The organism is Streptomyces sp. NPDC034099, assembly GCF_055575415.1.
This window is the reverse complement of the sequence record NZ_JBVISR010000001.1, coordinates 459,458-484,487: the sequence shown is the minus strand read 5'-3', so window position 1 is coordinate 484,487 and position 25,030 is coordinate 459,458. Positions and strand designations below refer to the sequence as shown.

The window sequence follows — 25,030 nt, the reverse complement described above, 5'->3', positions numbered from 1 at the left end:
GCGGGACGCGGTCCGGCCGGACGACCGGCCGGACCGTCCGCATGAGCGCGCCCGGCGCTCAGTGCGGCAGCGTCGCCGGGCTGCCCCCGTTCGCCTCGTACCCCGCCACCGCCAGCGCGCGGTAGACCGCGAACTCCGCCGCCGGGTCGGCCGACAGGGTCCACGGCAGGGCGCCGACGTGGCCGTCTATGACCATCAGCTGGTTCATCGCCTCGGCCCAGCGCTCGCCGCGGACCAGGAAGAAGACCAGCAGGTGGCGGACGTGCGCCTGCATCGGGTCGTCCGGGTGGGCGGAGTGGACCGCGTGCAGCGCGCCGTGGACGGCCTTGGTGACGACCTCGCTCTGGTAGAAGCCGCTGACCAGGTTGACCTCGGGCAGGTGCTCGAAGACCGCGAAGAGCGGCATCGCCGCCAGCAGGGAACCCCGCGGGGCGCGCGCGGCCGCCGCCTCCGCGAAGGAGTACGCCAGCTCGCGCGAGCCGTGCCACTTCTCGCACCAGTACTGCAGGGCGGCCAGGTGAGCGCCCATGTGGTTCGGAGCGCGGTCCAGGATCTTCAGCCAGAGCTGCTCGAACTCCTCGCGCGGGTAACCGAGGCCGCGGGCCACCGACAGCTCGATGATGTACGGGACCGGGTCCCCGGGCGCGAGGAGGGCCGCCTCGCCGCAGGCCGCCTTCGCCTCCTCCATGATGATCCGGAAGTCGTCCGAGCCCGGAGTCGCCGTGCGCCACGCCTGCTGCACCAGGAACTCGGCGTGCACCGCCGCGCCCCCCGCGTCCTTGGGCATCTCCGCCCGCCACACCCGCAGCCACTGCCCGCCCGGTGTCTCCCCGACACCGCCGGGCCGCTGCCGCAGCTCCAGCGACGCGGCGCCCGCGAAGGCCTGCACGCGCTGCCAGCGCCGCTCGCCCTTCGCCTCCGTGCCGGCGAGGAGCTGCTGCGCCCCCCGGTAGTCCTGGGTGCGCTGCACCAGGTCCAGGACGTCCAGCAGGTCCTCGTCCGGACCCGGCATGCGGACGTCCAGCTCCTCCTCGCGGGCGAAACCGTAGTTCGCGGGGTCGGCGGCGTCCGGGTGGCCGGGCTCGACCAGGCCGACCGCGCCGCGCCGGCGCCGCGAGAGTTGGAGCAGCACGAAGCCGAGCATGACCAGTGCCATCAGGACCCAGAGAATCTCCATGTCTCAAGCGAACCAGACGCCGCCGACAATTGGCCAACCCGTCCCCCGCGCTGTGGAAAACGCGCGAAGCGTTCCGCACGGCTACCCTCGGTGCCCATGAGCGACAGGCACATCAGTCAGCACTTCGAGACGCTCGCGATCCACGCGGGCAACACCGCCGATCCCCTGACGGGCGCGGTGGTCCCGCCGATCTATCAGGTGTCGACCTACAAGCAGGACGGCGTCGGCGGGTTGCGCGGCGGCTACGAGTACAGCCGCAGCGCCAACCCCACCCGCACGGCCCTGGAGGAGAACCTCGCCGCCCTGGAGGGCGGCAGGCGAGGTCTCGCCTTCGCGTCCGGACTGGCGGCCGAGGACTGCCTGTTGCGTACGCTGCTGAGTCCCGGCGACCACGTGGTGATCCCGAACGACGCGTACGGCGGCACCTTCCGCCTCTTCGCCAAGGTCGCCACCCGGTGGGGCGTCGAGTGGTCCGTGGCCGACACCGGCGACGCCGCGGCCGTGCGGGCCGCACTCACCCCGAAGACCAAGGCGGTGTGGGTGGAGACCCCCTCCAACCCGCTGCTCGGCATCACCGACATCGCGCAGGTCGCGCAGGTCGCCCGGGACGCCGGCGCCCGGCTCGTGGTCGACAATACCTTCGCCACCCCGTACCTCCAGCAGCCGCTGGCGCTCGGCGCGGACGTCGTCGTGCACTCGCTGACCAAGTACATGGGCGGCCACTCGGACGTGGTCGGCGGCGCGCTGATCGTGGGCGACCAGGAGCTGGGCGAGGAGCTGGCCTTCCACCAGAACGCGATGGGCGCGGTCGCCGGGCCCTTCGACTCCTGGCTGGTGCTGCGCGGCACCAAGACCCTCGCGGTGCGCATGGACCGGCACAGCGAGAACGCGACCAAGGTCGCCGAGATGCTGTCCCGGCACCCGCGCGTGACGAGCGTGCTGTACCCGGGGCTGCCCGAGCACCCGGGGCACGAGGTCGCCGCCAAGCAGATGAAGGCGTTCGGCGGCATGGTGTCCTTCCGCGTCGAGGGCGGCGAGCAGGCCGCGGTCGAGGTGTGCAACCGCGCGAAGGTCTTCACGCTCGGCGAGTCCCTGGGCGGCGTCGAGTCGCTGATCGAGCACCCGGGCCGGATGACCCACGCCTCCGCGGCGGGTTCCGCCCTGGAAGTGCCCGCCGACCTGGTGCGGCTGTCGGTCGGCATCGAGAACGCCGACGACCTGCTGGCGGATCTCCAGCAGGCGCTGGGCTAGCGGCGGCCGGCGGCGAGGGCTCACCAGCCCTCCCAGCCGGTCACGGGTGGGGTCGTCTCCGAGGGCGGCTCCACCCACGGCTGGACGGTCAGCGCCCACACCGTGAACGCCACGGCCGCTGCGCCCAGCAGCAGCCACATCAGGCGGCGGGCGGCGGTCCTGCGGCGCAGCATGCGTCCGCCGCGGCGGACGGCCTCCGCACAGAGGTCGGGCGGCACCCGCGGCGGCGACTGCTCCATGATCTGCCGCGCGGCGGCCTCGCGCCGGGGACGGTTCACCGGCACCTCCCGGTCCGCCGCGCGCGCGTGCCGGCCGTCGCGCGGGTCGTCGCGCACGTCGCCGTACGGCTGCTCCGGGCGCTCGCCGGGCCGGTCACGGCGTCGCCGCCTTCGCTTCCGACGTCACCGGCCGGACCGGGGCGGGCGGCGGGTGCAGCAGGGCGGCCGTCGCGCGGTCGCAGAGCGTCCGTACCCGTTCCACGGGCAGGCCCAGCAGCGCCGCCGTCTGCTCCTCGGCGACGCCTTCGTACAGCCTGAGCACCAGGACCAGGCGTTCCTGCGGCGCGAGCGGGCCCAGGGGGCCCACGGGCCGCCGGCGGGCCCGGCCGAGAACGCCGTACCGGTGCCACGCCTCACGGGCGAAACGCGTGGCCAGGTACTGGCGGGCGCGGTCGTACGGGTCCTCCCCGTGCAGCCGGTCCCAGTACGCGTACGTGTGGGCCAGACTCAGGGCAAGCAGGCGCCGCGCGCGCGGGTTGGCGTCCGGGGCCTCGGCGGTGAGCAGGGTCGCGGCGTGCAGGAGCCGCCCTGCCGCGCCCGCGACGAACGCCTCGAACTCGCGGGCCCGGCGGGCGTTCCGGGACGCATGCCGTTCTCGCACCGCGCCTCCCGCCCAGACGGCGACGACCCCTGAGGTCTCATATCAGGCCAGGGGCGGCCCGTCGGTCAAGGGTTCGGTGCGAACCCCGCTCCGGAAAGCCCCGGAAAGCTCCGGAAAGCTTCGGAAAGCCGCGGAACGGCGTGCGGGGCGTCGTTCAGGAGCCCGCCTGCGTGTCGGTGGACGCCACGCCGGAGGGGGCCATCCGGGCGGACAGGGCGCCGTTGAAGCGCGCGAGGAGCGCGCAGAATGTCTCACGCTCCTGCGGCGCCCAGTCGTGGGTCAGTTCGGCCATGAGCTGACGCCGGGAGGAGCGGACCTCCTCCAGCCGCGCCACGCCGCGCGGCGACAGCTGCAGGACCACCGCGCGGCCGTCCTCGGGGTGGGAGGTCCGCTTGACGAGTCCGGTGTCGACGAGCGGGGCCACCTGCCGGGTGACCGTCGAGGAGTCGATCCCCATGCTCGCGGCGAGCGCCTTCACGCCCATCGGGCCCTCTTTGTCGAGGCGGTTGAGCAGCAGGTAGGCGGCGCGGTCCATGGAGTTGCGCACCTGGCCGACCCCGCCGAGCCGGGTCTGTTCGGCGCGTCGGGCGAAGAGCGCGACCTCGTGCTGGAGCGTCTCGAGAAGACCGGTGTCACCGGCGGTCGTCATGTCCATCGACATTTCAGGCGTTGTGGGCATGGCCGGGGGCTCACTTCGTGGAGGGCTGCTAATTGGGGGACAGGGTACGCGGCCGGGCGGCAAGGCGTACCGGCGCTGGGCAAAGCGGGTCTCGGAGGTTGGTCACAACGTCGCGGGGCGTCCGGGAACTGCGATGCTGGGGGGTATGAGCTACAGCACGACGCGCCTGGTCGCTCCCGTCACCCTCGACGACGTGCGCGGAGCGCAGAAGATGCTCTCGGGCGTGGCGCGGGTGACGGCGATGGAGGGCAGCAGGCACCTGTCCCAGCTGGTCGGCTCGCCGGTGCACTTCAAGTGCGAGAACCTCCAGCGGACGGGCTCGTTCAAGCTGCGCGGCGCCTATGTGCGGATCGCCGGGCTGCTGCCCGAGCAGCGGGCCGCGGGTGTGGTCGCGGCGAGTGCGGGCAACCACGCGCAGGGCGTCGCGCTGGCGTCGTCGCTGCTCGGTGTGCGCTCGACGGTGTTCATGCCGCAGGGGGCGCCGCTGCCGAAGATCAGTGCGACCCGGGACTACGGCGCCGAGGTGCGGCTGCACGGCCAGGTGGTGGACGAGACGCTGGCCGCCGCGCAGGAGTACGCGGAGCGGACCGGTGCGGTCTTCATCCACCCCTTCGACCATCCCGACGTCATCGCGGGCCAGGGCACGGTCGGGCTGGAGATCCTGGAGCAGTGCCCCGAGGTGCGGACCGTCGTGGTCGGCATCGGCGGGGGCGGGCTGGCGGCCGGGATCGCGGTCGCGGTGAAGGCGCTGCGGCCGGACGTGCGGATCGTCGGCGTGCAGGCTCAGGGTGCGGCCGCCTACCCGCCCTCGCTGGCCGCGGGGCGCCCGGTCGCCGTCGAGAACCCGGCGACGATGGCCGACGGGATCAAGGTGGGACGGCCCGGCGACGTGCCGTTCGGGATCGTCGGCGAGCTGGTGGACGAGGTCCGCACGGTCTCCGAGGACGAGTTGTCGACCGCGCTGCTGCTGTGTCTGGAGCGGGCCAAGCTGGTCGTGGAACCGGCCGGGGCGAGCCCGGTGGCGGCGCTGCTGAGCGCGCCGGACGCCTTCGAGGGGCCGGTCGTGGCGGTCCTGTCCGGCGGCAACGTGGACCCGGTGCTGATGCAGGGCGTGCTGCGGCACGGCATGGCCGCGCAGGGCCGCTACCTGGCGGTCCGGCTGCGGCTGACGGACCGGCCCGGGGCCCTGGCCACGCTTCTCGGGGTGTTGTCAGTGGTCGACGCCAACGTCCTCGACGTGAGCCACGTCCGAACCCATCCGCGGCTCGGGCTCACGGAGGCGGAGGTCGAACTGCACCTGGAGACGAAGGGCCCGGAGCACTGCACCGAGGTCGGCCGCGCGCTGCGGGAAGCGGGATACACCGTCATCGCCTGAGCCCCCTGGGGCTCCCGTGCAGGAGACGGCGGCCACTTCGTCACTCGTTCGAGCAACTGCATTGTGAGACGCGATACATCGCGTTATGGTGTGTCGTAAATCGCTCGCTGAGCGCGGCGAAACGTACAAACCTAGGCTTTCCGAAGAATCCCCGACGACGTGGAGACTCATATGCCAGGCGCCATCTATGCCGAAGGCCTGGTGAAGACCTTCGGTGACGTACGGGCTCTGGACGGCGTCGACCTCGACGTTCCCGAGGGCACGGTCCTGGGCCTGCTCGGGCCGAACGGCGCGGGCAAGACCACCGCCGTCCGCTGCCTCACGACCCTGCTCCGCCCCGACAGCGGAAAGGCGGTCGTCGCGGGCATCGACGTCCTCAGGCAGCCCAACGAGGTACGCCGTTCCATCGGCCTCTCCGGCCAGTTCGCCGCGGTCGACGAATACCTGACCGGCCGGGAGAACCTGCAGATGGTCGGGCAGCTCTATCAGATGAAGGGCAAGGCCGCGAAGGCCCGCGCCATCGAGCTGCTCGAGCAGTTCCACCTCTCGGACGCCGCAGACCGTCCCACCAAGACCTACTCCGGAGGCATGCGCCGCCGGCTCGACCTGGCGGCGGCCCTGGTGGTCTCCCCGCCCGTCATGTTCATGGACGAACCCACGACCGGCCTCGACCCCCGCAACCGCCAGGAGCTGTGGGAGGTCATCAAACAGCTGGTCGCCGGCGGTACGACCCTGCTGCTGACCACGCAGTACCTGGAGGAGGCCGACCACCTCGCGCACGACATCGCGGTCGTCGACCACGGCCGCGTCATCGCCCGCGGCACCTCCGACCAGCTCAAGGCCCGCACCGGGGGAGAGCGCGTCGAGGTCGTCGTCCACGAGCGCGACCACATAGGGACGGCCTCCGAGGTGCTCGCCGGGTTCGGCAAGGGCTCGACCACCGTCGAGGAGCACACCCGCAAGCTGACCGTCCCCGTCACCGGCGGCGCGAAGCTGCTCGCCGAGGTCATCCGCGAGCTCGACGTCCGCGGCATCGAGATCGACGACATCGGCCTGCGCCGCCCGACCCTCGACGACGTCTTCCTCTCCCTCACCGGCCACGTGGCCGAGGCGAAGGACGAGGCGAACGGATCGGCGGACGACGCCGACCACGAGCAGGAGAAGGAGGTCGCCAAGTGAGCGCCGCCACCGATGCCGCGCCGGTCACGGCGCCCGCCCACCCCATCGGCCAGTCCATCCGCGACTCGCTGGTCATCGCCCGCAGAAACCTCATCCGGATGACCCGGATCCCGGAGATGGTGCTGTTCGGTGTCATCCAGCCGGTGATGTTCGTGGTCCTCTTCACGTACGTCTTCGGCGGCTCGATGAAGATCGGCAACACCACCGACGCGGGTGTCTACAAGGACTTCCTGATGGCGGGCATCTTCGCCCAGACCGTCACCTTCGCCACCGCGGGATCGGCGGCCGGGATCGCCGACGACATGCAGAAGGGGCTCGTCGACCGGTTCCGCTCCCTGCCGATGGCCCGGGGCGCGGTCCTCACCGGCCGCACCGTCGCCGACCTCGTGCAGACGGCCATCACCCTGCTCGTCCTCGCGATCGTCGCGCTGATCGTGGGCTGGCGCACCGGCTCCGCCGACCCGACCAGCGCCGGCGAGATCCTGGCCGGATTCGCGCTGCTGCTGCTCCTGGGATACGCCTTCACCTGGATCGGGGCGCTGATCGGTCTGTCCGTGCGCACCCCGGAGGCGGCGACCTCGGGAGGGATCATCTGGCTGTTCCCGGTGACCTTCGTCTCGAACGCCTTCGTGGACTCCAGCCAGATGACGCCCTGGCTCCGGCACATCGCCGAGTGGAACCCGTTCAGCGCCACGGTGCAGGCCTGCCGCGAGCTGTTCGGCAACCCCGGCGTCGTGCAGTCCGACGCCTGGCCCATGCAGCATCCCGTCTGGGCCTCGGTGATCTGGTCCGTGCTGATCATCGCGGTCTTCCGGACGCTGGCGGTGCGCAAGTACCGCTCGGCGGCCATCTGACCGGGAGGCGACGCGACGAGCCCCCGGCGTCACGGGGACACCGGGGGCTCGTCGACGGGTGAGCGGCGCGTCAGCCGTTGTACGGCTCGGCCTTGAGGATCTTCACCGAGGCGGGCTTGCCGTTGGGCAGCTCGTACTGCGCGTCGTCGCCGACCTTGTGGCCGATGACGCCCGAGCCCAGCGGGGACTGCGGGGAGTACGTCTCGATGTCCGAGCTCGCGTACTCGCGCGAGGCGAGCAGGAAGGTCAGCGTGTCGTCCTCGTCACCGTCGAAGGCGATCGTGACGACCATGCCGGGCGCCACCACGCCGTCGGCGGCCGGGGCCTCACCCACCTTGGCGCTCTCGAGCAGCTGGGTCAGCTGGCGCACGCGGAGCTCCTGCTTGCCCTGCTCCTCCTTCGCCGCGTGGTACCCGCCGTTCTCACGCAGGTCCCCCTCCTCGCGAGCCGCGGCGATCTTGGCAGAGATCTCGGTGCGCGCAGGACCAGTAAGGTATTCAAGCTCCTCCTTGAGCTTGTTGTACGCCTCCTGGGTCAGCCAGGTGACGTTCTCGCTGGTCTGGGTCACGGGTGCTCCTCGTTGGTACTGGGAATACAAATCAACGCCCTACCCAGAAGGATGTTCCTTCACGGAAGGGCGAAACCACGAGCCTAACAATTCAGTGGCCAAAGGGGGAGGACATAAGCCGCCAGATTCCTGTCTCCGCAGGTCAGGCGGCAGGTATCGGCGGCATCGGGCCCCGCCGGATCACTCCGGGTGGCAGCCGAGCAGCTCCGCCGACGTCCCCGCGGCCTTGGTGCGCAGGGTGACGACCTTGTCGATGCGGGTGTCGTCCCCGTCGAAGCGGAAGTCGGCCCGGCCCACCTCGTCGCCGTCCTCGGCCTGGGAGCGCACGGTGCAGTACCCGGTGACGCCGGCGTCCTTGCGGACCTCCAGGTGCACCTGCACCGAGTTCTCGGCCAGCTCGAAGCCGATCAGCTCCCCGCTGATCTTGTTCTGGCCGACGTAGTGGTAGCCGAACCAGCCGATCAGGGCGAGCAGGAGGGCACCGAGGACGGCGCCGACGACCTTGAGGGTGCGGTCGGCCCGTTCGTCCGAGGAGCGGCCGTACCGACCCTGGGGCGTCCGTGTGCTCGCCGTACTCATGATCGTCCTCTCCGCGGGAGCGGGTCCGGCTTCCGGGCCCCGGAATTATTCCGCCCCCGATTCGGTCACTATAGAAGCCTGCCGCCCGCCACCCGACCGCCGCCCCTCGACGACGCCCCTACGGGGCGGCACCATCACAATTGCGCCGCTGCACGCCGGGGCGCCGACTGACCGAGGATTGAGTCTTGACTGACCAGCTGCGACTGATGGCCGTTCACGCCCACCCCGACGACGAGTCGAGCAAGGGCGCGGCCACCATGGCGAAGTACGTGTCCGAGGGGGTGGACGTGCTGGTGGTGACCTGCACGGGCGGGGAACGCGGCTCCATCCTCAACCCGAAGCTCCAGGGGGACGCGTACATCGAGGAGAACATCCACGAGGTGCGCAAGAAGGAGATGGACGAGGCCCGGGAGATCCTGGGCGTCGGACAGGAGTGGCTCGGCTTCGTCGACTCCGGCCTGCCCGAGGGCGACCCGCTGCCGCCGCTGCCGGAGGGCTGCTTCGCCCTGGAGGACGTCGACAAGGCGGCCGGTGAGCTGGTGCGGAAGATCCGCTCCTTCCGGCCCCAGGTGATCACCACCTACGACGAGAACGGCGGCTACCCGCACCCCGACCACATCATGACCCACAAGATCACGATGGTGGCCTTCGAGGGTGCGGCCGACACCGAGAAGTACCCGGAGGGCGAGTACGGACCGGCGTACCAGCCCCTGAAGGTCTACTACAACCAGGGCTTCAACCGGCCCCGCACCGAGGCGCTGCACAACGCGCTGCTGGAGCGCGGCCTGGAGTCGCCCTACGAGGACTGGCTCAAGCGCTGGTCGGAGTTCGAGCGCAAGGAGCGCACCCTCACCACCCACGTGCCCTGTGCGGACTTCTTCGAGATCCGCGACAAGGCGCTGATCGCGCACGCCACGCAGATCGACCCCGACGGGGGCTGGTTCCGGGTGCCGATGGAGATCCAGAAGGAGGTCTGGCCCACCGAGGAGTACGAGCTGGCGAAGTCCCTCGTGGAAACCTCCCTCCCCGAGGACGACCTCTTCGCGGGCATCCGCGACAATGCCTGACATGAGTGCAAGCGCAAGCCTGGCAATGACGCACCTCGTCACTCTCGCCGAGCTGGACGAGGACAAGGTCACCCCTGGTGTCCTCGGGTTCATCGTGTTCGCGGTGATGGCCCTGGCGGTGTGGGGACTGATGAAGTCCATGAACCGGCACATGGGCAAGGTGGACTTCAAGGAGGCGGCCGAGCAGGACGCCCCCGGCGGCGGTGAGGCGAAGCCCCAGCGGGGTTAGACCCCGCCGGGGGCGGTTCCCTCAGCGGTGGTGCGGCCCGGCGGGTGCTACGCCGGCACCGCCACGCCCATCACCTCTCTCGCCTGGCGGCCCGGGACCATGCCCAGGCGCCAGGCCTGCCAGCCCGCCTCCAGCTGGACACCGCGCTCCAGGAGGAGCTGGTAGGCGTCCACGTAGTCGTCCAGTTTGGTGTCGCGGGCGGGATGGCGGGCGCGGGACAGCTGCGCCAGCTCCTCCTGCGCCACCGCCGCGCCGACCTCCACACCGCCGGGGGCGGCGTACGGCAGCAGCGTGCAGCGCAGGAAGCGGGCCCAGTCCTCGCCCCGCCGGTCGCCGTACCCGGCGAAGAGGGCGGCCGCCTCGTCGCACAGGGCCAGGGCCTGCGGCGTGCGCGCGTTGCCCGCGTCCACGACCGCCAGCTCCAGGCACGTCCACGCCTCCCCGTGCCCGACGCCGATGCGCTGGAAGTCGGCGCGCGCGTCGACCAGGAGCTGCCGGGCGAAGCCCGAGTTGCGCAGGGAACCGGTCTGGGCGGCCCGCTGGTCCCGGGTGACCCGTGCCGAGTGGTGCCGGGCGCAGGCCAGGCCGTACACGTCCCGCATCCGGGAGAACATCGTGCGGGAGCGTTCCAGCTCGCGCACGGACTGGTCCAGGTCGCCGGTCTCCTCCAGCGCCTGGCCCAGGTAGTAGACCGTCCAGGCCTCGCCCCGGGCGTCCTCGTTCTCGCGGTGCCGGACCGCCGCCCGCCGCAGTTCCTCCACCGCCTCGGAGGCGTCGCCGCCCACCAGGCGGGCCCGCGCCAGCTGGGTCAGCGCCCAGGCCTCGCCGCGGGCGTCCTGGGTGCGGCCGTACAGGTCGAGGGCCGCCCGCAGGTCCGACTCCGCCCCCGGCACGTCGCCCCTGCGCAGGTGCAGCTGGCCGAGCTGGAAGTGGGCCCACGCCTGGCCGTGCACCGACTCGCCCGCGCGGTGCAGCACCAGCGACTCGGTGAGCAGCTCCAGAGCCTCGGCCAGCCGGGCCCGGTCGCGCTGCACCGCCGCCAGCGCGTGCAACGTCCACGCCCGGTCAGTGGCCAGCTCCGGCGCGGCCTGGAGGTCCAGCGCCTCCTGGAGCTTGGCCGCCGCGTCGGTCAGGTTGCCCTGGTGGTGCAGCGTGATTCCCAGCGAGCACAGGGCCCGCGCCGCACCGGCGTCGTGGTGGGCGTCCCGGTACAGGTCGACGACGGAGGCCAGCGTCGTACGCGCCTTGTCCAGCTCGCCCAGCTGCCGGGCCGCGATACCGGTGCGCCACTGCACCGAGCGCACCAGCAGCCCCTGGTCCACGGACTGCGCCAGCTCGCTGATCTCACCCAGCCGGTACAGGTCGCCCCGCAGCAGGCAGTAGTCGCACAGCGCGCCCAGCAGATTCAGCACCGCGCCCTGGTCGACGCCCTCCGCGTGCCGGAGCGTCGCCGTGATGAAGCTCGACTCGTCGTCCAGCCAGCGCAGCGCCTCGTCCAGGGACGTGAAGCCGTACTGCCCGAACTGGTTGGAGCGGGTCGACATGTTGCCGTCGACCAGGCGCAGCACGGAGTCGGCCAGCTCGGCGTAGTTCGCGATGAGCCGTTCCTGCGCGGCCGTCCGCTCGCCGGGCTCCTCCTCGTCGGCGAGCCGGGCGCGGGCGAAGGCGCGCACCACGTCGTGCAGGCGGTAGCGGCTGCCCCGGACGTGGTCGATCAGGCCCGCCCGCGACAGCGCCGCCAGCTGCCGGGTCGCCTCCGCCTCGTCCGTGGCCAGCAGCGCGGCGGCGGCAGCGGCACCCAGCGAGGTGCGCCCCGCGAGCGCCAGCCGGCGCAGCAGCCGCCGGGCGGGCTCCGGCTGGTCGGTGTAGCGCAGCCACAGCACCCGCTCGACCGGCTCCACCGGCCCGTAGGCGCCCAGGTCGGTCGCCAGCGCGCGCGGCGAGCGCGGACCCAGCGACGACCCGGCGACCCGCAGCGCCAGCGGCAGCCCGCCGCACAGCTGCCGGATCAGCTCGCTCGACTCGGCGTCGTAGGGCCCCGAGGCGTCCTCGGCCGCGGCGCCCAGCAACTCCTCCGCGCCCGCGGCGTCCAGCTCCTCGACGGGCAGGTCGTACACCCGCGCGGGCAGGTCGGGCGGGAGCCGCAGCGGCCGGCGCGCGGTGACCAGCACCAGGCTGTCCGAGCGTTCCGGCACCAGCGCGCGCACCTGCTCGGGGTCCGAGGCGTCGTCGAGGACGACGGTGACCGGGACGCCCGTCAGATGCTGGTGGTACAGCTCGCTGAGCCGCTTGACCTGCTGGTCGGCGGAGGAGCGCTCCCGGAACAGCAGCTGCTCGCGCGGCGCCCCGAGCCGGTTCAGCAGATGCAGCAGGGCTTCCCGGGTGCTCAGCGGCGACTCGCCGCCCTCGACCGAGGCGCTCGGACCGGAGCCGCCCGCTGCGGACCCGGCCCCGCGCAGGTCGACCAGGCAGGCCCCGCGGAAGTAGTCCCGCAGCTCGTGGACGGCCCGGACCGCCAGCGTCGTACGGCCGCTGCCGGGGGCCCCGTGCAGCACCACCACCGTCGGCTTGGTCTCCGTGCTCGCGCGGGCCGCCTGCACCCACTGCCGCAGCCGCGCCATCTCCTGGCGCCGGCCCGCGAACACGCCCTCCGGCTCGGGCAGTTGCCCGAACGACTGCTCCAGGGCGTTGCGGCCCCGGGCGGCCGCGCTCTTGTCGGCGCCCCGCAGCTTCGGCCCGGTCTTGGCCGGTCCGGTGGACGCGGCGAGCATCCGCTGCTGGTCGAGGAAGGGCCGGATGCCGCGCACCTCCAGCGCGGTGAGCCACTGCAGCCGCAGCTGCTCGGGCCCGCCGGGCTGGCTGACCGCCCCGGCGCGGTGGTGGGCGGCCGGCACATGCGCCCCGACCACCTTGACCACGGTCGCCGCCGCGCCGACGACGCCGACCGTCACGCCCGCGCCCACCGCGGTGCCGGTGCCGGTGCCCAGCGCCACGTCGGCCACCACCGCGGCGACCGCCGCCACGGCGGCCACCAGCAGGGGAGTGCCGGCGCCCTCACGGGCGTAGCGCTGGCGGAAGGTGAGGTGCCCGGCCGCGGCCTCGTCGAGGGCGCGGGTGTAGGTCTCGTACTCCTCGCCGGCCGTCCCCGCCATCGCGTCCAGTGCCGCGCGGGCCCGGGAGAGCAGTACGTTTCCGTCCGTGCGTCCGCCCGAGCGCCGTACCTCCTCCTCCACGGCCCGCCTGAGCAGCCCTTCGGCCTCCGCCCGATGACTGTCCCGCATGTCGCGCCCCCTCCGGCGGCATCGGTGTCCTACCGGGTCGCCCCAGGCGCCCCGGTGGCCCCAGGAGTCCCAGAGCCCTCCCCGCCCATCCCCGGGTCCTTCCCCGGTTATGCGTGAGTCAAGTGTCCTGCCGCGAGGAGACCCTGGGGAGGGATGGTTCGCACCGGCCGGGAAAGTCGACGAATTCCCCTCTTGACCCGGGTGACCGCAGCCACTAATTTGCGACGGAGGCAGGCCCATGACTACCGACAGGAGGCGACCGGCAGATGAACACCAACTCTGACCTGAGCCGCCTCGCCCGCCGCACGGTGTGGGTTTCGGGTCGGGTCGCGCACGGCTGCTGACACGCCGTTCCGCTGTGCCCCAGCGGGGCACATTCCGGGTTTCTCCTCTTTCTTCTCCCTCACTTCCCCCTTCACGGCATGCCGTTGTCGCGTGCCGATGTGCGCCTGCTCGTCTTCTGCGGCGCGTCCGGACTCAGAAAGCTGCCTGAAATTGGCGAACATGATGAATCGACCTGTCCAGAATCGACCTGCCCCGAGTCGAAATGAAGGTCTGTCATGGTGACGGCACGGATCACGGTCAACGGAAAAGAAGCACCGATCGCGCCGGCCGCGCCGCACACCACGGTGCTGGACTTCCTGCGCGAGCGCGGCCTCACCGGCACCAAGGAGGGCTGCGCGGAGGGTGAGTGCGGCGCCTGCTCGGTCCTGGTGGCCCGCCCCGGCGTGAACAAGCCCACCGACTGGGTGCCGGTCAACGCCTGTCTCGTCCCGGTCGCGGCGCTCGACGGCCAGGAGGTCGTCACCTCCGAGGGCCTCGCCACCGTCGAGGCGCCCGGCACGCCGCCCGTACTGCACCCGGTGCAGGAGGAGATGGCGGTCCGCGGCGGCTCCCAGTGCGGTTACTGCACGCCGGGATTCGTCTGCAGCATGGCGGCCGAGTACTACCGGCCCGACCGCTGCGCGCACGCCGGCCAGGGCTCGGATCCGGCCGAGGGCGCCGACGGCGTCGCCGGTAGCGACCCCGAGCACGGTCCGAACGGCTTCGACCTGCACGCGCTCAGCGGCAACCTGTGCCGCTGCACCGGCTACCGGCCCATCCGCGACGCCGCGTTCGCCGTCGGCGTGCCCACCGACGAGGACCCGCTGGCCCGGCGCCGCGAGCAGGACCCGCCCGCGCCCGTCGCCACCGAGTACCGCCAGGACGACAGCGCCTTCCTGCGCAGGAGCACCCTGGCCGAGACCCTGCGGCTGCTGCGCGAGCGGCCCGACGCGGTGGTGGTCGCCGGCAGCACCGACTGGGGCGTCGAGGTCAACATCCGCTCCCGCCGGGCCGATTGCGTGGTCGCCGTCGACCGGCTGCCCGAACTGCGGGAACTGCGGGTCGAGTCCGACCACGTCGAGATCGGGGCCGCGCTGACGCTCACCGAGATCGAACGCCGCCTGGACGGCACCGTTCCGCTGCTGGCGCAGCTGTTCCCGCAGTTCGCGTCCCGGCTCATCCGCAACGGCGCCACCCTCGGCGGCAACCTGGGTACCGGCTCGCCCATCGGCGACAGTCCGCCGGTGCTGCTCGCGCTCGAGGCGTCGCTGGTGCTCGCCGACGCCGACGGAGAACGCGAGGTTCCGCTGGCCGAGTACTTCACCGGCTACCGGCAGAGCGTGCGCCGTCCCGGCGAGCTGATCCGCGCGGTGCGCCTGCCGCTGCCGCTGTCTCCGGTCACGGCCTTCCACAAGATCGCCAAGCGGCGTTTCGACGACATCTCCAGCGTGGCGGTCGCCTTCGCGCTCGACATCGAGGGCGGGACCGTCCGCAAGGCCCGCATCGGTCTGGGCGGCGTGGCCGCCACCCCGGTCCGCGCGCTCGCCACCGAGGCCGCCCTGGAGGGCAGGCCGTGGACCACCGGGACCGCCGAGGCCGCGGCCGAGGTGCTGCGGGGCGAGGGCACGCCGATGAGCGACCACCGCGCCAGCGCCGGCTACCGTTCCGCGATGCTCGGCCAGAGCCTGCTGAAGCTGCACGCACAGACCACCGAGGCGGTGCCGTCATGAGCCACCTGTCCGAGCGTCCCGAGAAGCCCGCCGTCGGCGTCTCGATGCCGCACGAGAGCGCCGTCCAGCACGTCACCGGCGCCGCGCTGTACACCGACGACCTGGTCCAGCGCACCAAGGACGTGCTGCACGCCTACCCGGTCCAGGTCATGAAGGCCCGCGGGAAGGTCACCGCACTGCGCACCGGACCCGCCCTCGCGGTGCCCGGCGTGGTGCGGGTGCTGACCGGCGCCGACGTGCCCGGCGTCAACGACGCCGGCATGAAGCACGACGAACCGCTCTTCCCCGACGAGGTCATGTTCCACGGCCACGCGGTCGCCTGGGTGCTCGGCGAGACCCTGGAAGCCGCCCGGCTCGGCGCGGCCGCCGTGGAGGTGGACCTGGAGGAGCTGCCCTCCCTGATCACACTGCCGGAGGCCATCGCGGCCGGCAGCTACCACGGGGCCCGGCCCGTCATGACGCACGGCGACGTCGACGCGGGCTTCGCCGACTCGGCGCACGTGTTCACCGGCGAGTTCCAGTTCTCCGGCCAGGAGCACTTCTACCTGGAGACGCACGCGGCGCTGGCCCAGATCGACGAGAACGGGCAGGTGTTCATCCAGAGCAGCACCCAGCACCCCTCCGAGACCCAGGAGATCGTCTCGCACGTGCTCGGGGTGCCCTCCCACGAGGTGACCGTGCAGTGCCTGCGGATGGGCGGCGGCTTCGGCGGCAAGGAGATGCAGCCGCACGGGTTCGCGGCCGTCGCCGCGCTCGGCGCCAAGCTGACAGGCCGGCCGGTGCGGTTCCGGCTCAACCGGACCCAGGACCTCACCATGTCCGGCAAGCGGCACGGGTTCCACGCCACCTGGAAGATCGGCTTCGACGCCGAGGGACGTATCCAGGCCCTCGACGCCACGCTGACCGCGGACGGCGGCTGGAGCCTGGACCTGTCCGAGCCGGTCTTGGCCCGGGCGCTGTGCCACATCGACAACACGTACTGGATCCCCAACGCACGCGTCGCCGGCCGCATCGCCAAGACCAACACGGTCTCCAACACCGCCTTCCGCGGCTTCGGCGGACCGCAGGGCATGCTGGTGATCGAGGACATCCTGGGCCGCTGCGCGCCGCGGCTCGGCCTGGACGCCAAGGAGCTGCGGGAACGCAACTTCTACCGGCCGGGCCAGGGTCAGACGACCCCCTACGGGCAGCCGGTCACCCAGCCCGAGCGGATCGCCGCCGTCTGGCAACAGGTCCAGGACAACGGCCGCATCGCCGACCGCGAGCGCGAGATCGCCGCCTTCAACGCCGCGCACCCGCACACCAAGCGGGCCCTCGCGGTCACCGGAGTGAAGTTCGGCATCTCGTTCAACCTCACCGCCTTCAACCAGGGCGGCGCGCTGGTGCTGATCTACAAGGACGGCTCCGTCCTGATCAACCACGGCGGCACCGAGATGGGCCAGGGCCTGCACACCAAGATGCTTCAGGTGGCCGCGACCACGCTGGGCATCCCGCTGCACAAGGTGCGCCTCGCCCCGACCCGGACCGACAAGGTGCCCAACACCTCCGCCACCGCGGCCAGCTCCGGCGCCGACCTCAACGGCGGGGCGGTCAAGAACGCCTGCGAGCAGCTGCGCGAGCGGCTGCTGCGGGTGGCCGCGAGCCAGTTGGGCTCCAACGCCTCGGACGTGCGCATCGTCGAGGGCGTCGCGCGCACCCTGGGCAGCGACCAGGAGCTGGCCTGGGACGACCTGGTACGCACCGCGTACTTCCAGCGGGTCCAGCTCTCCGCGGCCGGCTACTACCGGACCGAGGGGCTGCACTGGGACGCCACGAAGTTCCAGGGGTCGCCGTTCAAGTACTTCGCCATCGGCGCCGCCGCGACCGAGGTGGAGGTGGACGGCTTCACCGGCGCCTACCGCATCCGGCGGGTGGACATCGTGCACGACGTCGGCGACAGCCTGTCCCCGCTGATCGACATCGGCCAGGTCGAGGGCGGGTTCGTGCAGGGCGCGGGCTGGCTGACGCTGGAGGACCTGCGCTGGGACACCGGTGACGGACCGAACCGCGGGCGCCTGCTGACCCAGGCGGCGAGCACGTACAAGCTGCCGAGCTTCTCGGAGATGCCCGAGGAGTTCAACGTCACCCTGTTGGAGAACGCCACCGAGGAGGGCGCGGTCTTCGGGTCCAAGGCGGTCGGCGAGCCCCCGCTGATGCTGGCGTTCTCGGTGCGCGAGGCGCTGCGGCAGGCGGCCGCCGCGTTCGGGCCGAGGGGGACCGCCGTCGAGCTGGCCTCGCCCGCCACGCCGGAGGCGGTGTACTGGGCGGTCGAGTCGGCCCGGCGGGGTGGCACCGCCGGGAACGGCCGCACCCCCGACGTGGCGGCGTCCGCCGCCGACGGCGGCGCGGTCCGCACCGGCGTGGAAGCGCTGAGCGGTGCCTGACATGACCTGGGTCGCCGCGGTCGCGCGGTTGCGGGCACGCCGGGAACCCGGCGTGCTGGTGACCGTCGCGACCGTGCGCGGTCACGCCCCGCGGGACGCCGGTGCGAAGCTCGTCGTGGGGCGGACCGGGACCTGGGGCTCGATCGGCGGCGGCAACGTCGAGGCCGTCGCCGTCGACCGGGCCCGGGAGATGATCGCCGCGGCCGAGCCGGCACCGGAGATGCTCGACTTCGCCCTGAACGACAAGGTGACCAACCGGCACGGCGTGCAGTGCTGCGGCGGCACCGTCGCGGTGCTGCTGGAACCGCTGCCGGTGGTCCGGGCGGTGGCGGTCTTCGGCGTCGGGCACGTCGGTCTGGAGCTGGCGCGCATCCTGGCCCGTCAGGACCTCGACCTCCACCTGATCGACAGCCGCGCCGACCTGCTGACCGAGGAGCGCCTCGGTGTGCTGGCGGACGCGGTGGCGCAGGTGCACACGCACCACACGCCGCTGCTGCCGGAGGAGGTGCTGGCCGAGCTGCCGCCCGGCACCCACGTCCTGATCATGACCCATGACCACGCCGAGGACGCCGCCCTGTGCGACGCCGCCCTGCGCACCGGCCACCTCGGTTCCATCGGCCTGATCGGATCGGCGGCCAAGTGGGCGCGGTTCCGAAAGCGCCTCGCCACCGAGGGCGGCCACGACGACGCCGCCATCGACCGGATCAAGACCCCGATCGGGCTGGCCGACATCACCGGCAAGGAACCCGCGACCATCGCCGTGAGCGTCGCGGCCGATCTGCTGCGCGCCTTCGAGGCCGAGGGCGACTGACCCCTCCGGGGCGGTCGTCCGCCCTCCTGTCCGCCCTTGTAGGAAGCTATGAAGCGGCGGTCGCGGCCGGTCCGTAGTTCATGTTTTCGGCCCCTGGCCGGGTCTCGTCGGCGAGCTGTGTACTGCTCCTACGCATCCTCCCCGTGAAGCGCACCGGCCCGCACGCCGTACTCCCGCACGCCGCCCGCCCAAGAAGGAGCACGCATGACGACCACCGACACCCTCGAGACCGGCCTCCGCGAGCTGGAGCGTGCCTGGATGGACCAGGCCATCGAGCTGGCCACCACCAGCGTCCGCGACGGCGGCGGCCCCTTCGGTGCCCTGATCGCCAAGGGCGGTGAGATCGTCGCCCTCGGCAACAACCAGGTCACCGCCGGCCTCGACCCCACCGCGCACGCCGAGGTCAGCGCCATCCGCGCGGCCTGCAAGACGCTCGATACGTTCAGCCTGGAGGGCTGCACCCTCGTCACGTCCTGCGAGCCCTGCCCGATGTGCCTCTCCTCGGCCCTGTGGGCCCGCGTCGACCGCCTCGTCTACTCCGCCGACCGCCACGACGCCGCCGTGGCCGGCTTCGACGACCGCAAGTTCTACGACCTGTTCGAGAAGCGGCCCCAGGCGAACTGGCCCATGACCGTGGAGCACCTCGACCTGCCCCACCGCACCCAGCCGTTCGACGCCTGGATCGCCAAGTCCGACCGCGTCGACTACTGAGCCGGCCGCGGAGCGGCAGCCTCCCCGGCGCCCCGCCGCCCCGTCCGTGCGCCCCTTCCACCGTGGCGTTCGGGCGGGGCGGCGGCGCGTGCGCCAGGATGGGGGCATGCCCAACCGACTTGCGCAGGCGACGTCCCCCTACCTCCTCCAGCACGCGGAGAACCCGGTCGACTGGTGGCCGTGGGAGGCCGAGGCGTTCGAAGAAGCCCGACGGCGCGGCGTCCCCGTCCTGTTGAGCGTCGGCTACAGCGCGTGCCACTGGTGCCACGTCATGGCGCACGAGTCGTTCGAGGACGGGGCCACCGCCGAGTACCTCAACTCGCACTTCGTGAGCGTCAAGGTCGACCGCGAGGAGCGCCCCGACATCGACGCCGTCTACATGGAGGCCGTGCAGGCGGCGACCGGGCAGGGCGGCTGGCCCATGACCGTGTTCCTCACGCCGGACGCGGAGCCCTTCTACTTCGGCACCTACTTCCCGCCCGAGCCCCGGCACGGCATGCCCTCCTTCCGCCAGGTGCTCCAGGGCGTCCAGCAGGCGTGGGCCGAGCGGCGCGACGAGGTCGACGAGGTCGCCGGGAAGATCGTCCGGGACCTCGCCGGGCGGGAGATCTCCTACGGCGACGCGCAGGCACCCGGCGAGGAGCAGCTCGGGCAGGCGCTGCTCGGACTCACCCGGGAGTACGACGCGCAGCGCGGCGGGTTCGGCGGGGCGCCCAAGTTCCCGCCGTCCATGGTGATCGAGTTCCTGCTGCGCCACCACGCCCGCACCGGCGCCGAGGGCGCGCTCCAGATGGCGCGGGACACCTGCGAGCGGATGGCCCGCGGCGGCATCTACGACCAGCTGGGCGGCGGCTTCGCCCGTTACTCCGTGGACCGCGAGTGGGTCGTGCCGCACTTCGAGAAGATGCTGTACGACAACGCCCTGCTGTGCCGCGTGTACGCCCACCTGTGGCGGGCCACCGGCTCGGACCGGGCCCGCCGGGTCGCCCTGGAGACCGCCGACTTCATGGTGCGTGAACTGCGCACCGCCGAGGGCGGGTTCGCCTCCGCGCTGGACGCCGACAGCGACGACGGCACCGGGAAGCACGTCGAGGGCGCCTACTACGCGTGGACGCCCGCCCAGCTCACCGAGGTGCTCGGCGCCGAGGACGCGGAACTGGCCGCGCAGTACTTCGGCGTGACCCAGGAGGGCACCTTCGAGCACGGCGCCTCCGTGCTCCAACTGCCGCAGCAGGAGGGCGTCTTCGACGCCGCGCGGATCGCGTCGGTCCGGGAGCGGCTGCTCGCCGCCCGGGCCGGGCGTCCCGCCCCGGGCCGGGACGACAAGGTGGTCGCCGCCTGGAACGGGCTGGCGATCGCCGCGCTCGCCGAGACCGGCGCCTACTTCGAGCGCCCCGACCTGGTCGAGGCCGCCGTCGCCGCCGCCGACCTGCTGGTGCGCCTGCACCTGGACGAGCAGGTCCGCCTCACCCGCACCAGCAAGGACGGCAGGGCCGGTGCCAACGCCGGGGTGCTGGAGGACTACGCCGACGTGGCCGAGGGCTTCCTCGCGCTGGCGTCGGTCACCGGGGAAGGCGTGTGGCTGGACTTCGCCGGTTTCCTGCTCGACCACGTCCTCACCCGCTTCACGGACGGGTCCGGCTCGCTGTACGACACCGCGGCCGACGCCGAGCGGCTGATCCGCCGCCCGCAGGACCCCACCGACAACGCCACCCCGTCCGGCTGGAGCGCCGCCGCGGGCGCCCTGCTGTCGTACGCCGCCCACACCGGCTCCGCACCCCACCGCACCGCCGCCGAGCGCGCCCTCGGCGTGGTGAAGGCGCTCGGCCCGCGCGTCCCGCGCTTCATCGGCTGGGGGCTGGCGGCCGCCGAGGCGCTGCTGGACGGCCCGCGCGAGGTCGCCGTCGTCGCTCCGGGCCCGGCCGATCCCGCGGCGCGCGGGCTGCACCGTACGGCGCTGCTCGGTACGGCGCCCGGGGCGGTCGTCGCCTTCGGCACCGAGGGGAGCGACGAGTTCCCGCTGCTCGCCGACCGGCCGCTGGTGGGCGGGGCCCCGGCCGCGTACGTCTGCCGGAACTTCACCTGCGACGCGCCGACCACCGACCCGGACCGGCTGCGCGCCGCGCTGGACGCCGTCCCGAGCAGCTGACCCCTCAGCCGTCCCGGCCGCTCCGGCCCACGGCGCGCTCCACGATCGCCTCCAGCTGCTCGTGGTGCGCGCCCCGCCAGTAGGCGCGGCCGCAGTCGGTGCACTGGGCGAAGACGTCGTACGACCGCTGGGTGCCGCCCTTGAGCTGCTCCGCCACCTCTTCCTTGGTGGCCGTCCGGAGCAGCCCGTTGCAGGCGGTGCAGCGCGTCCAGGGGCGCAGCGCGGGCCGGAACCGGTCCAGGACCTCCTGGAGCTGCTCGTCGGGGCGGGTGCTGTAGACGTAGGCGCCGGCCCACAGCTCGCGGCGGCGCAGCAGTCCGCGGTCGCGGCTGAGCAGGACCCGCTTCTCGGCCGCGGACAGCGCGGCGAGCGCCGGGTCGCCGAGGTCGGTCGACTCGTACGCCGTGTCCACGCCGAGCAGCCGCAGCCGGCGGGCGAGGGTGCCGAGGTGCACGTCGAGCAGGAACCGCAGGGGAGCGCCGGGGACCCGCTGGGGGTGCTGGACGGGCCGCACGCGCACCGACTCGCCGCCCGCCGGGATGTGTCCGGGCGGCACCTCGCGGCCGTCGACGAGCAGGCTGCCGACCTCGGTCAGCGGCACGCCGAGGGACTCGACGAGGTGGCCGAGGGTGGAGACGCCGTCGGTGGCCGCGCGGGCGGCGCCGGTGGGGCGGGCGCGCGGGACGAACAGGTGCAGTTCGGGGGCGAACTCGACGTGGATCTCGGGACCGTTCACCCGGTCAGAATGCCACGGAGACCGGGACCGGGCCCCAGCCTTTTCGGCGGCCTTCCCGAGGGCTTTCCCCGCGGGGCGGCTAGTACGCGACCAGCGAGATCCCCACGTAGTGCGCGATGAAGGCGGCCAGCGTGAAGGAGTGGAAGACCTCGTGGAAGCCGAACCAGCGGGGTGAGGGGTTGGGGCGCTTGAGGCCGTAGATCACGCCGCCCGCGCTGTAGAGCAGGCCGCCGACGATCACCAGCACGAGGACGGCGACGCCGCCGGCCCGCATGAACTCGGGGAGGTAGAAGACGGCCGCCCAGCCCATGGCGAGGTAGCAGGGGGTGTAGAGCCAGCGCGGGGCGCCGACCCAGAAGACGCGGAAGACGATCCCGGCCGCGGCGGCCGCCCAGATGCCCCACAGCAGCCACCGCCCCTGGGCGCCGGGCAGCAGCAGCATCGTGAGCGGGGTGTAGGTGCCCGCGATGATCAGGAAGATGTTGGCGTGGTCGAGGCGGCGCAGGACCCCGTCCATGCGGGGGCTCCAGTTGCCCCGGTGGTAGAGCGCGCTGACGCCGAACAGCAGGCAGGCCGTGAGGACGTAGACACCGCAGGCTATGCGGCCCTCGTGCGAATCGGCGAGGGCGGTGAGCACCAGACCGGCGACCAGGACGGCGGGGAACATGCCGAGGTGCAGCCACCCGCGCAGCTTCGGCTTGACCGGATGCGGGAGGGAGAGCGCTACGGGCCCGCGGCCGTCGGCCGGCAGGTCCCTGGGCGCGTCGGGGACGGACGCAGTCATGGGCGCATCGTACCTACGGTTCCGTAAGTTACGCATCAGTACGGACGGGCGTCGCCTGGCGAGTGGTCATCGTCTCACGGAGGATTCGGCGGCGCATTCCCGGTTGGGGCACGTGGCGATCCTCACGCCGCTCAAGTGTGACGCCCTCTGGACAGATGGGCGCTCGCGTCGGATGATCAAATGAGTGCGGTCGACACCGGATGAGCGCCCACGAGGTCAACGTCACGCGTCCGGGTCGCAGCCCCCACGGGGCCTCCAACAAAAAACCCCTCATTTAGGAGCAATCGTGGCGCGCGACATCGCGGCTCCCTCCGTCCCCACCAACCACCAGGAACTGATCTCGTGGGTGAACGAGATCGCCGAACTGACCCAGCCGGACGCAGTGGTCTGGTGCGACGGATCCGAGGCCGAGTACGAGCGACTGTGCGGGGAGCTCGTCGAGAAGGGCACCTTCCGCAAACTGGACCCGATCAAGCGCCCCAACTCCTACTACGCGGCCTCCGACCCCTCCGACGTCGCCCGCGTCGAGGACCGGACCTTCATCTGCTCCGCCAAGGAGGAGGACGCCGGCCCGACCAACCACTGGAAGGACCCCGCCGAGATGCGGGCCATCTTCACCGGTGACAAGGGGGAGGGCGGTCTGTTCCGCGGCTCCATGCGCGGCCGGACCATGTACGTCGTGCCCTTCTGCATGGGCCCCCTCGGCTCTCCGCTCTCCGCGCTGGGCGTCGAGATCACCGACTCCGCGTACGTGGCCGTCTCCATGCGCACCATGACCCGCATGGGACAGCCGGTCCTGGACGAGCTGGGCGACGACGGCTTCTTCGTGAAGGCCGTGCACACCCTCGGCGCCCCCCTCGCCCAGGGGGAGGCGGACGTCCCGTGGCCCTGCAACAGCACCAAGTACATCTCGCACTTCCCCGAGGACCGCGAGATCTGGTCCTACGGCTCCGGCTACGGCGGCAACGCCCTGCTCGGCAAGAAGTGCTACGCCCTGCGCATCGCCTCCGTCATGGCCCGCGACGAGGGCTGGCTCGCCGAGCACATGCTGGTGCTGAAGCTGACCCCGCCCACCGGGGAGCCCAAGTACGTCGCCGCCGCCTTCCCGTCGGCCTGCGGCAAGACCAACCTCGCCATGCTGGAGCCCACGATCTCCGGCTGGACCGTGGAGACCATCGGCGACGACATCGCCTGGATGCGCTTCGGCGAGGACGGCCGCCTGTACGCCATCAACCCCGAGGCCGGCTTCTTCGGCGTCGCGCCCGGCACCGGTGAGCACACCAACGCCAACGCGATGAAGACCCTGTGGGGCAACTCCGTCTTCACCAACGTCGCCCTCACCGACGACGGCGACGTGTGGTGGGAGGGCATGACCGAGGAGACCCCGGCCCACCTCACCGACTGGAAGGGCAACGACTGGACGCCCGAGTCGGGCACCCCCGCCGCCCACCCCAACGCCCGCTTCACCACGCCCGCCGCGCAGTGCCCGATCATCGCGCCGGAGTGGGAGGACCCCAAGGGCGTGCCGATCTCGGCGATCCTCTTCGGCGGGCGCCGCGCCACCGCCGTACCGCTGGTCACCGAGTCCTTCGACTGGAACCACGGCGTCTTCCTCGGCGCCAACGTGGCCTCCGAGAAGACCGCCGCCGCCGAGGGCAAGGTCGGCGAGCTGCGCCGCGACCCCTTCGCCATGCTGCCGTTCTGCGGCTACAACATGGGCGACTACATGGGGCACTGGGTCGACGTGGCCAAGGGCAAGGACCAGTCCAAGCTGCCGAAGATCTACTACGTCAACTGGTTCCGCAAGGACGACGAGGGCAGGTTCGTCTGGCCCGGCTTCGGTGAGAACGGCCGTGTCCTGAAGTGGATCGTGGAGCGCCTGGAGGGCAAGGCGGACGGCGTCGAGACCCCGATCGGCGTGCTGCCGACCAAGGAGTCCCTGGACACCGACGGCCTGGACCTCGCCGACGCCGACCTGGAGTTCCTGCTCAGCGTCGACAAGGAGGTGTGGCGCGAGGAGGCGGCGCTCGTCCCCGAGCACCTGAACACCTTCGGCGACCACACGCCCGCCGAGCTGTGGGACCAGTACCGGGCGCTGGTGGAGCGCCTGGGCTGAGCAGTACCGACACCGCCAAGCTCCGTGGCCGGTCCGACTAGCCCTGACCCGCGAAGTCGTCACGAAGGCCGGTCACGAGGGGGTCTCCCCGCACTCCAGTAGCTCATCGCCACCCCGGAGCGCGGAGA

General features: G+C 72.3%; 21 protein-coding genes. 12 read left to right on the top strand and 9 right to left on the bottom strand.

Annotated elements, in window-relative coordinates; all coding sequences use genetic code 11:
* Positions 1 to 58: 58 nt before the first annotated feature.
* Complete coding sequence (locus ACZ56V_RS02215; RefSeq protein ID WP_398917883.1) at positions 59 to 1,177, bottom strand: hypothetical protein; 1,119 nt, start codon at positions 1,175 to 1,177, stop codon at positions 59 to 61.
* 96 nt (positions 1,178 to 1,273) lie between these two features.
* Here ACZ56V_RS02215 and ACZ56V_RS02210 point away from each other — a divergent pair, with 96 nt between their 5' ends.
* Complete coding sequence (locus tag ACZ56V_RS02210) at positions 1,274 to 2,428, top strand: cystathionine gamma-synthase (protein ID WP_356360899.1); 1,155 nt, start codon at positions 1,274 to 1,276, stop codon at positions 2,426 to 2,428.
* A 20-nt stretch (positions 2,429 to 2,448) separates the two neighbouring features.
* Here ACZ56V_RS02210 and ACZ56V_RS02205 read toward each other — a convergent pair whose 3' ends face one another.
* The 3 genes from ACZ56V_RS02205 to ACZ56V_RS02195 all read right to left on the bottom strand — a co-directional run bounded on the left by ACZ56V_RS02205 (position 2,449) and on the right by ACZ56V_RS02195 (position 3,968).
* The gene (locus ACZ56V_RS02205) at positions 2,449 to 2,706 is read right to left on the bottom strand and encodes a hypothetical protein (protein ID WP_123628568.1); all 258 of its coding nucleotides are present in this window, start codon (positions 2,704 to 2,706) and stop codon (positions 2,449 to 2,451) included.
* 94 nt (positions 2,707 to 2,800) lie between these two features.
* Positions 2,801 to 3,307 carry a sigma factor-like helix-turn-helix DNA-binding protein gene (locus ACZ56V_RS02200; protein ID WP_468938558.1) on the bottom strand — a complete coding sequence of 169 codons (507 nt, stop codon included), beginning with the start codon at positions 3,305 to 3,307 and terminating at the stop codon, positions 2,801 to 2,803.
* Between the two features lie 154 nt (positions 3,308 to 3,461).
* Entirely contained in the window at positions 3,462 to 3,968 is a 507-nt protein-coding gene (locus ACZ56V_RS02195) for a MarR family winged helix-turn-helix transcriptional regulator (protein WP_398917964.1), read from the bottom strand.
* Positions 3,969 to 4,131: 163 nt separating this feature from the next.
* Between ACZ56V_RS02195 and ilvA the strand changes: the two genes are divergently transcribed.
* The 3 genes from ilvA to ACZ56V_RS02180 all read left to right on the top strand — a co-directional run bounded on the left by ilvA (position 4,132) and on the right by ACZ56V_RS02180 (position 7,394).
* Positions 4,132 to 5,361: a threonine ammonia-lyase gene (gene ilvA / locus ACZ56V_RS02190; RefSeq protein ID WP_467380634.1), complete on the top strand. Its 1,230-nt coding sequence runs from the start codon at positions 4,132 to 4,134 to the stop codon at positions 5,359 to 5,361.
* 171 nt (positions 5,362 to 5,532) lie between these two features.
* Positions 5,533 to 6,540, top strand: a complete 1,008-nt coding sequence (locus tag ACZ56V_RS02185; RefSeq protein WP_398917889.1) for an ATP-binding cassette domain-containing protein — start codon at positions 5,533 to 5,535, stop codon at positions 6,538 to 6,540.
* The gene (locus ACZ56V_RS02180; RefSeq protein WP_398917891.1) at positions 6,537 to 7,394 is read left to right on the top strand and encodes an ABC transporter permease; all 858 of its coding nucleotides are present in this window, start codon (positions 6,537 to 6,539) and stop codon (positions 7,392 to 7,394) included. Before ACZ56V_RS02185 ends, ACZ56V_RS02180 begins: the two co-directional genes overlap by 4 nt.
* A 70-nt stretch (positions 7,395 to 7,464) precedes the next feature.
* Here the strand turns inward: ACZ56V_RS02180 and greA are convergent, their stop codons facing one another.
* Positions 7,465 to 7,962 (bottom strand): transcription elongation factor GreA, encoded by a 498-nt coding sequence (gene greA / locus ACZ56V_RS02175; RefSeq protein ID WP_052839654.1) that lies wholly within the window; start codon positions 7,960 to 7,962, stop codon positions 7,465 to 7,467.
* Positions 7,963 to 8,142: 180 nt separating this feature from the next.
* Positions 8,143 to 8,541, bottom strand: a complete 399-nt coding sequence (locus tag ACZ56V_RS02170; RefSeq protein WP_398917893.1) for a DUF4307 domain-containing protein — start codon at positions 8,539 to 8,541, stop codon at positions 8,143 to 8,145.
* Between the two features lie 185 nt (positions 8,542 to 8,726).
* On the opposite strand from ACZ56V_RS02170, the gene mca reads away from it, so the two are divergent.
* Both mca and ACZ56V_RS02160 read left to right on the top strand, forming a co-directional pair.
* Positions 8,727 to 9,608: a mycothiol conjugate amidase Mca gene (gene mca, locus ACZ56V_RS02165; protein ID WP_356360885.1), complete on the top strand. Its 882-nt coding sequence runs from the start codon at positions 8,727 to 8,729 to the stop codon at positions 9,606 to 9,608.
* Positions 9,601 to 9,837: a hypothetical protein gene (locus tag ACZ56V_RS02160; RefSeq protein ID WP_356360883.1), complete on the top strand. Its 237-nt coding sequence runs from the start codon at positions 9,601 to 9,603 to the stop codon at positions 9,835 to 9,837. The genes mca and ACZ56V_RS02160 overlap by 8 nt, the downstream gene beginning before the upstream one ends.
* Before the next feature lie 47 nt (positions 9,838 to 9,884).
* Here ACZ56V_RS02160 and ACZ56V_RS02155 read toward each other — a convergent pair whose 3' ends face one another.
* A complete protein-coding gene (locus ACZ56V_RS02155) occupies positions 9,885 to 13,118 on the bottom strand; it encodes a tetratricopeptide repeat protein (RefSeq protein WP_468938551.1) in 3,234 nt (1,077 codons plus the stop codon).
* A gap of 560 nt (positions 13,119 to 13,678) precedes the next feature.
* On the opposite strand from ACZ56V_RS02155, the gene ACZ56V_RS02150 reads away from it, so the two are divergent.
* From ACZ56V_RS02150 to ACZ56V_RS02130, 5 genes are all read left to right on the top strand, one after another.
* Positions 13,679 to 15,172 (top strand): xanthine dehydrogenase small subunit, encoded by a 1,494-nt coding sequence (locus ACZ56V_RS02150; protein ID WP_468938549.1) that lies wholly within the window; start codon positions 13,679 to 13,681, stop codon positions 15,170 to 15,172.
* The gene (xdhB, locus tag ACZ56V_RS02145; RefSeq protein WP_467380642.1) at positions 15,169 to 17,595 is read left to right on the top strand and encodes a xanthine dehydrogenase molybdopterin binding subunit; all 2,427 of its coding nucleotides are present in this window, start codon (positions 15,169 to 15,171) and stop codon (positions 17,593 to 17,595) included. Before ACZ56V_RS02150 ends, xdhB begins: the two co-directional genes overlap by 4 nt.
* Before the next feature lies 1 nt (position 17,596).
* Positions 17,597 to 18,406, top strand: coding sequence for a xanthine dehydrogenase accessory protein XdhC (xdhC, locus tag ACZ56V_RS02140; RefSeq protein WP_356360875.1), 810 nt, complete (start codon positions 17,597 to 17,599; stop codon positions 18,404 to 18,406).
* A 204-nt stretch (positions 18,407 to 18,610) separates the two neighbouring features.
* Positions 18,611 to 19,117: a nucleoside deaminase gene (locus ACZ56V_RS02135; RefSeq protein WP_398917902.1), complete on the top strand. Its 507-nt coding sequence runs from the start codon at positions 18,611 to 18,613 to the stop codon at positions 19,115 to 19,117.
* A gap of 106 nt (positions 19,118 to 19,223) precedes the next feature.
* Positions 19,224 to 21,266: a thioredoxin domain-containing protein gene (locus ACZ56V_RS02130; protein ID WP_468938545.1), complete on the top strand. Its 2,043-nt coding sequence runs from the start codon at positions 19,224 to 19,226 to the stop codon at positions 21,264 to 21,266.
* 4 nt (positions 21,267 to 21,270) lie between these two features.
* On the opposite strand, the gene ACZ56V_RS02125 is transcribed toward ACZ56V_RS02130, so the two are convergent.
* Together ACZ56V_RS02125 and trhA are read right to left on the bottom strand one after the other, a co-directional pair.
* Positions 21,271 to 22,002, bottom strand: a complete 732-nt coding sequence (locus ACZ56V_RS02125; RefSeq protein WP_468938542.1) for a Mut7-C RNAse domain-containing protein — start codon at positions 22,000 to 22,002, stop codon at positions 21,271 to 21,273.
* Positions 22,003 to 22,081: 79 nt separating this feature from the next.
* The gene (trhA, locus tag ACZ56V_RS02120) at positions 22,082 to 22,786 is read right to left on the bottom strand and encodes a PAQR family membrane homeostasis protein TrhA (protein WP_467380649.1); all 705 of its coding nucleotides are present in this window, start codon (positions 22,784 to 22,786) and stop codon (positions 22,082 to 22,084) included.
* A 286-nt stretch (positions 22,787 to 23,072) separates the two neighbouring features.
* Between trhA and ACZ56V_RS02115 the strand changes: the two genes are divergently transcribed.
* A complete protein-coding gene (locus tag ACZ56V_RS02115; RefSeq protein ID WP_467380651.1) occupies positions 23,073 to 24,902 on the top strand; it encodes a phosphoenolpyruvate carboxykinase (GTP) in 1,830 nt (609 codons plus the stop codon).
* Positions 24,903 to 25,030 lie beyond the last annotated feature (128 nt).

What these genes read in the sequence shown, in the direction of transcription:
- ACZ56V_RS02215 (WP_398917883.1), bottom strand. Translation starts at nt 1,177, where the DNA reads ATGGAGATTCTCTGGGTCCTGATGGCACTGGTCATGCTCGGCTTCGTG.
- ACZ56V_RS02210 (WP_356360899.1), top strand. Translation starts at nt 1,274, where the DNA reads ATGAGCGACAGGCACATCAGTCAGCACTTCGAGACGCTCGCGATCCAC.
- ACZ56V_RS02195 (WP_398917964.1), bottom strand. Translation starts at nt 3,968, where the DNA reads ATGTCGATGGACATGACGACCGCCGGTGACACCGGTCTTCTCGAGACG.
- ilvA (WP_467380634.1), top strand. Translation starts at nt 4,132, where the DNA reads ATGAGCTACAGCACGACGCGCCTGGTCGCTCCCGTCACCCTCGACGAC.
- ACZ56V_RS02185 (WP_398917889.1), top strand. Translation starts at nt 5,533, where the DNA reads ATGCCAGGCGCCATCTATGCCGAAGGCCTGGTGAAGACCTTCGGTGAC.
- ACZ56V_RS02170 (WP_398917893.1), bottom strand. Translation starts at nt 8,541, where the DNA reads ATGAGTACGGCGAGCACACGGACGCCCCAGGGTCGGTACGGCCGCTCC.
- ACZ56V_RS02160 (WP_356360883.1), top strand. Translation starts at nt 9,601, where the DNA reads ATGCCTGACATGAGTGCAAGCGCAAGCCTGGCAATGACGCACCTCGTC.
- ACZ56V_RS02155 (WP_468938551.1), bottom strand. Translation starts at nt 13,118, where the DNA reads ATGCGGGACAGTCATCGGGCGGAGGCCGAAGGGCTGCTCAGGCGGGCC.
- ACZ56V_RS02150 (WP_468938549.1), top strand. Translation starts at nt 13,679, where the DNA reads ATGGTGACGGCACGGATCACGGTCAACGGAAAAGAAGCACCGATCGCG.
- xdhB (WP_467380642.1), top strand. Translation starts at nt 15,169, where the DNA reads ATGAGCCACCTGTCCGAGCGTCCCGAGAAGCCCGCCGTCGGCGTCTCG.
- xdhC (WP_356360875.1), top strand. Translation starts at nt 17,597, where the DNA reads ATGACCTGGGTCGCCGCGGTCGCGCGGTTGCGGGCACGCCGGGAACCC.
- ACZ56V_RS02135 (WP_398917902.1), top strand. Translation starts at nt 18,611, where the DNA reads ATGACGACCACCGACACCCTCGAGACCGGCCTCCGCGAGCTGGAGCGT.
- ACZ56V_RS02130 (WP_468938545.1), top strand. Translation starts at nt 19,224, where the DNA reads ATGCCCAACCGACTTGCGCAGGCGACGTCCCCCTACCTCCTCCAGCAC.
- trhA (WP_467380649.1), bottom strand. Translation starts at nt 22,786, where the DNA reads ATGACTGCGTCCGTCCCCGACGCGCCCAGGGACCTGCCGGCCGACGGC.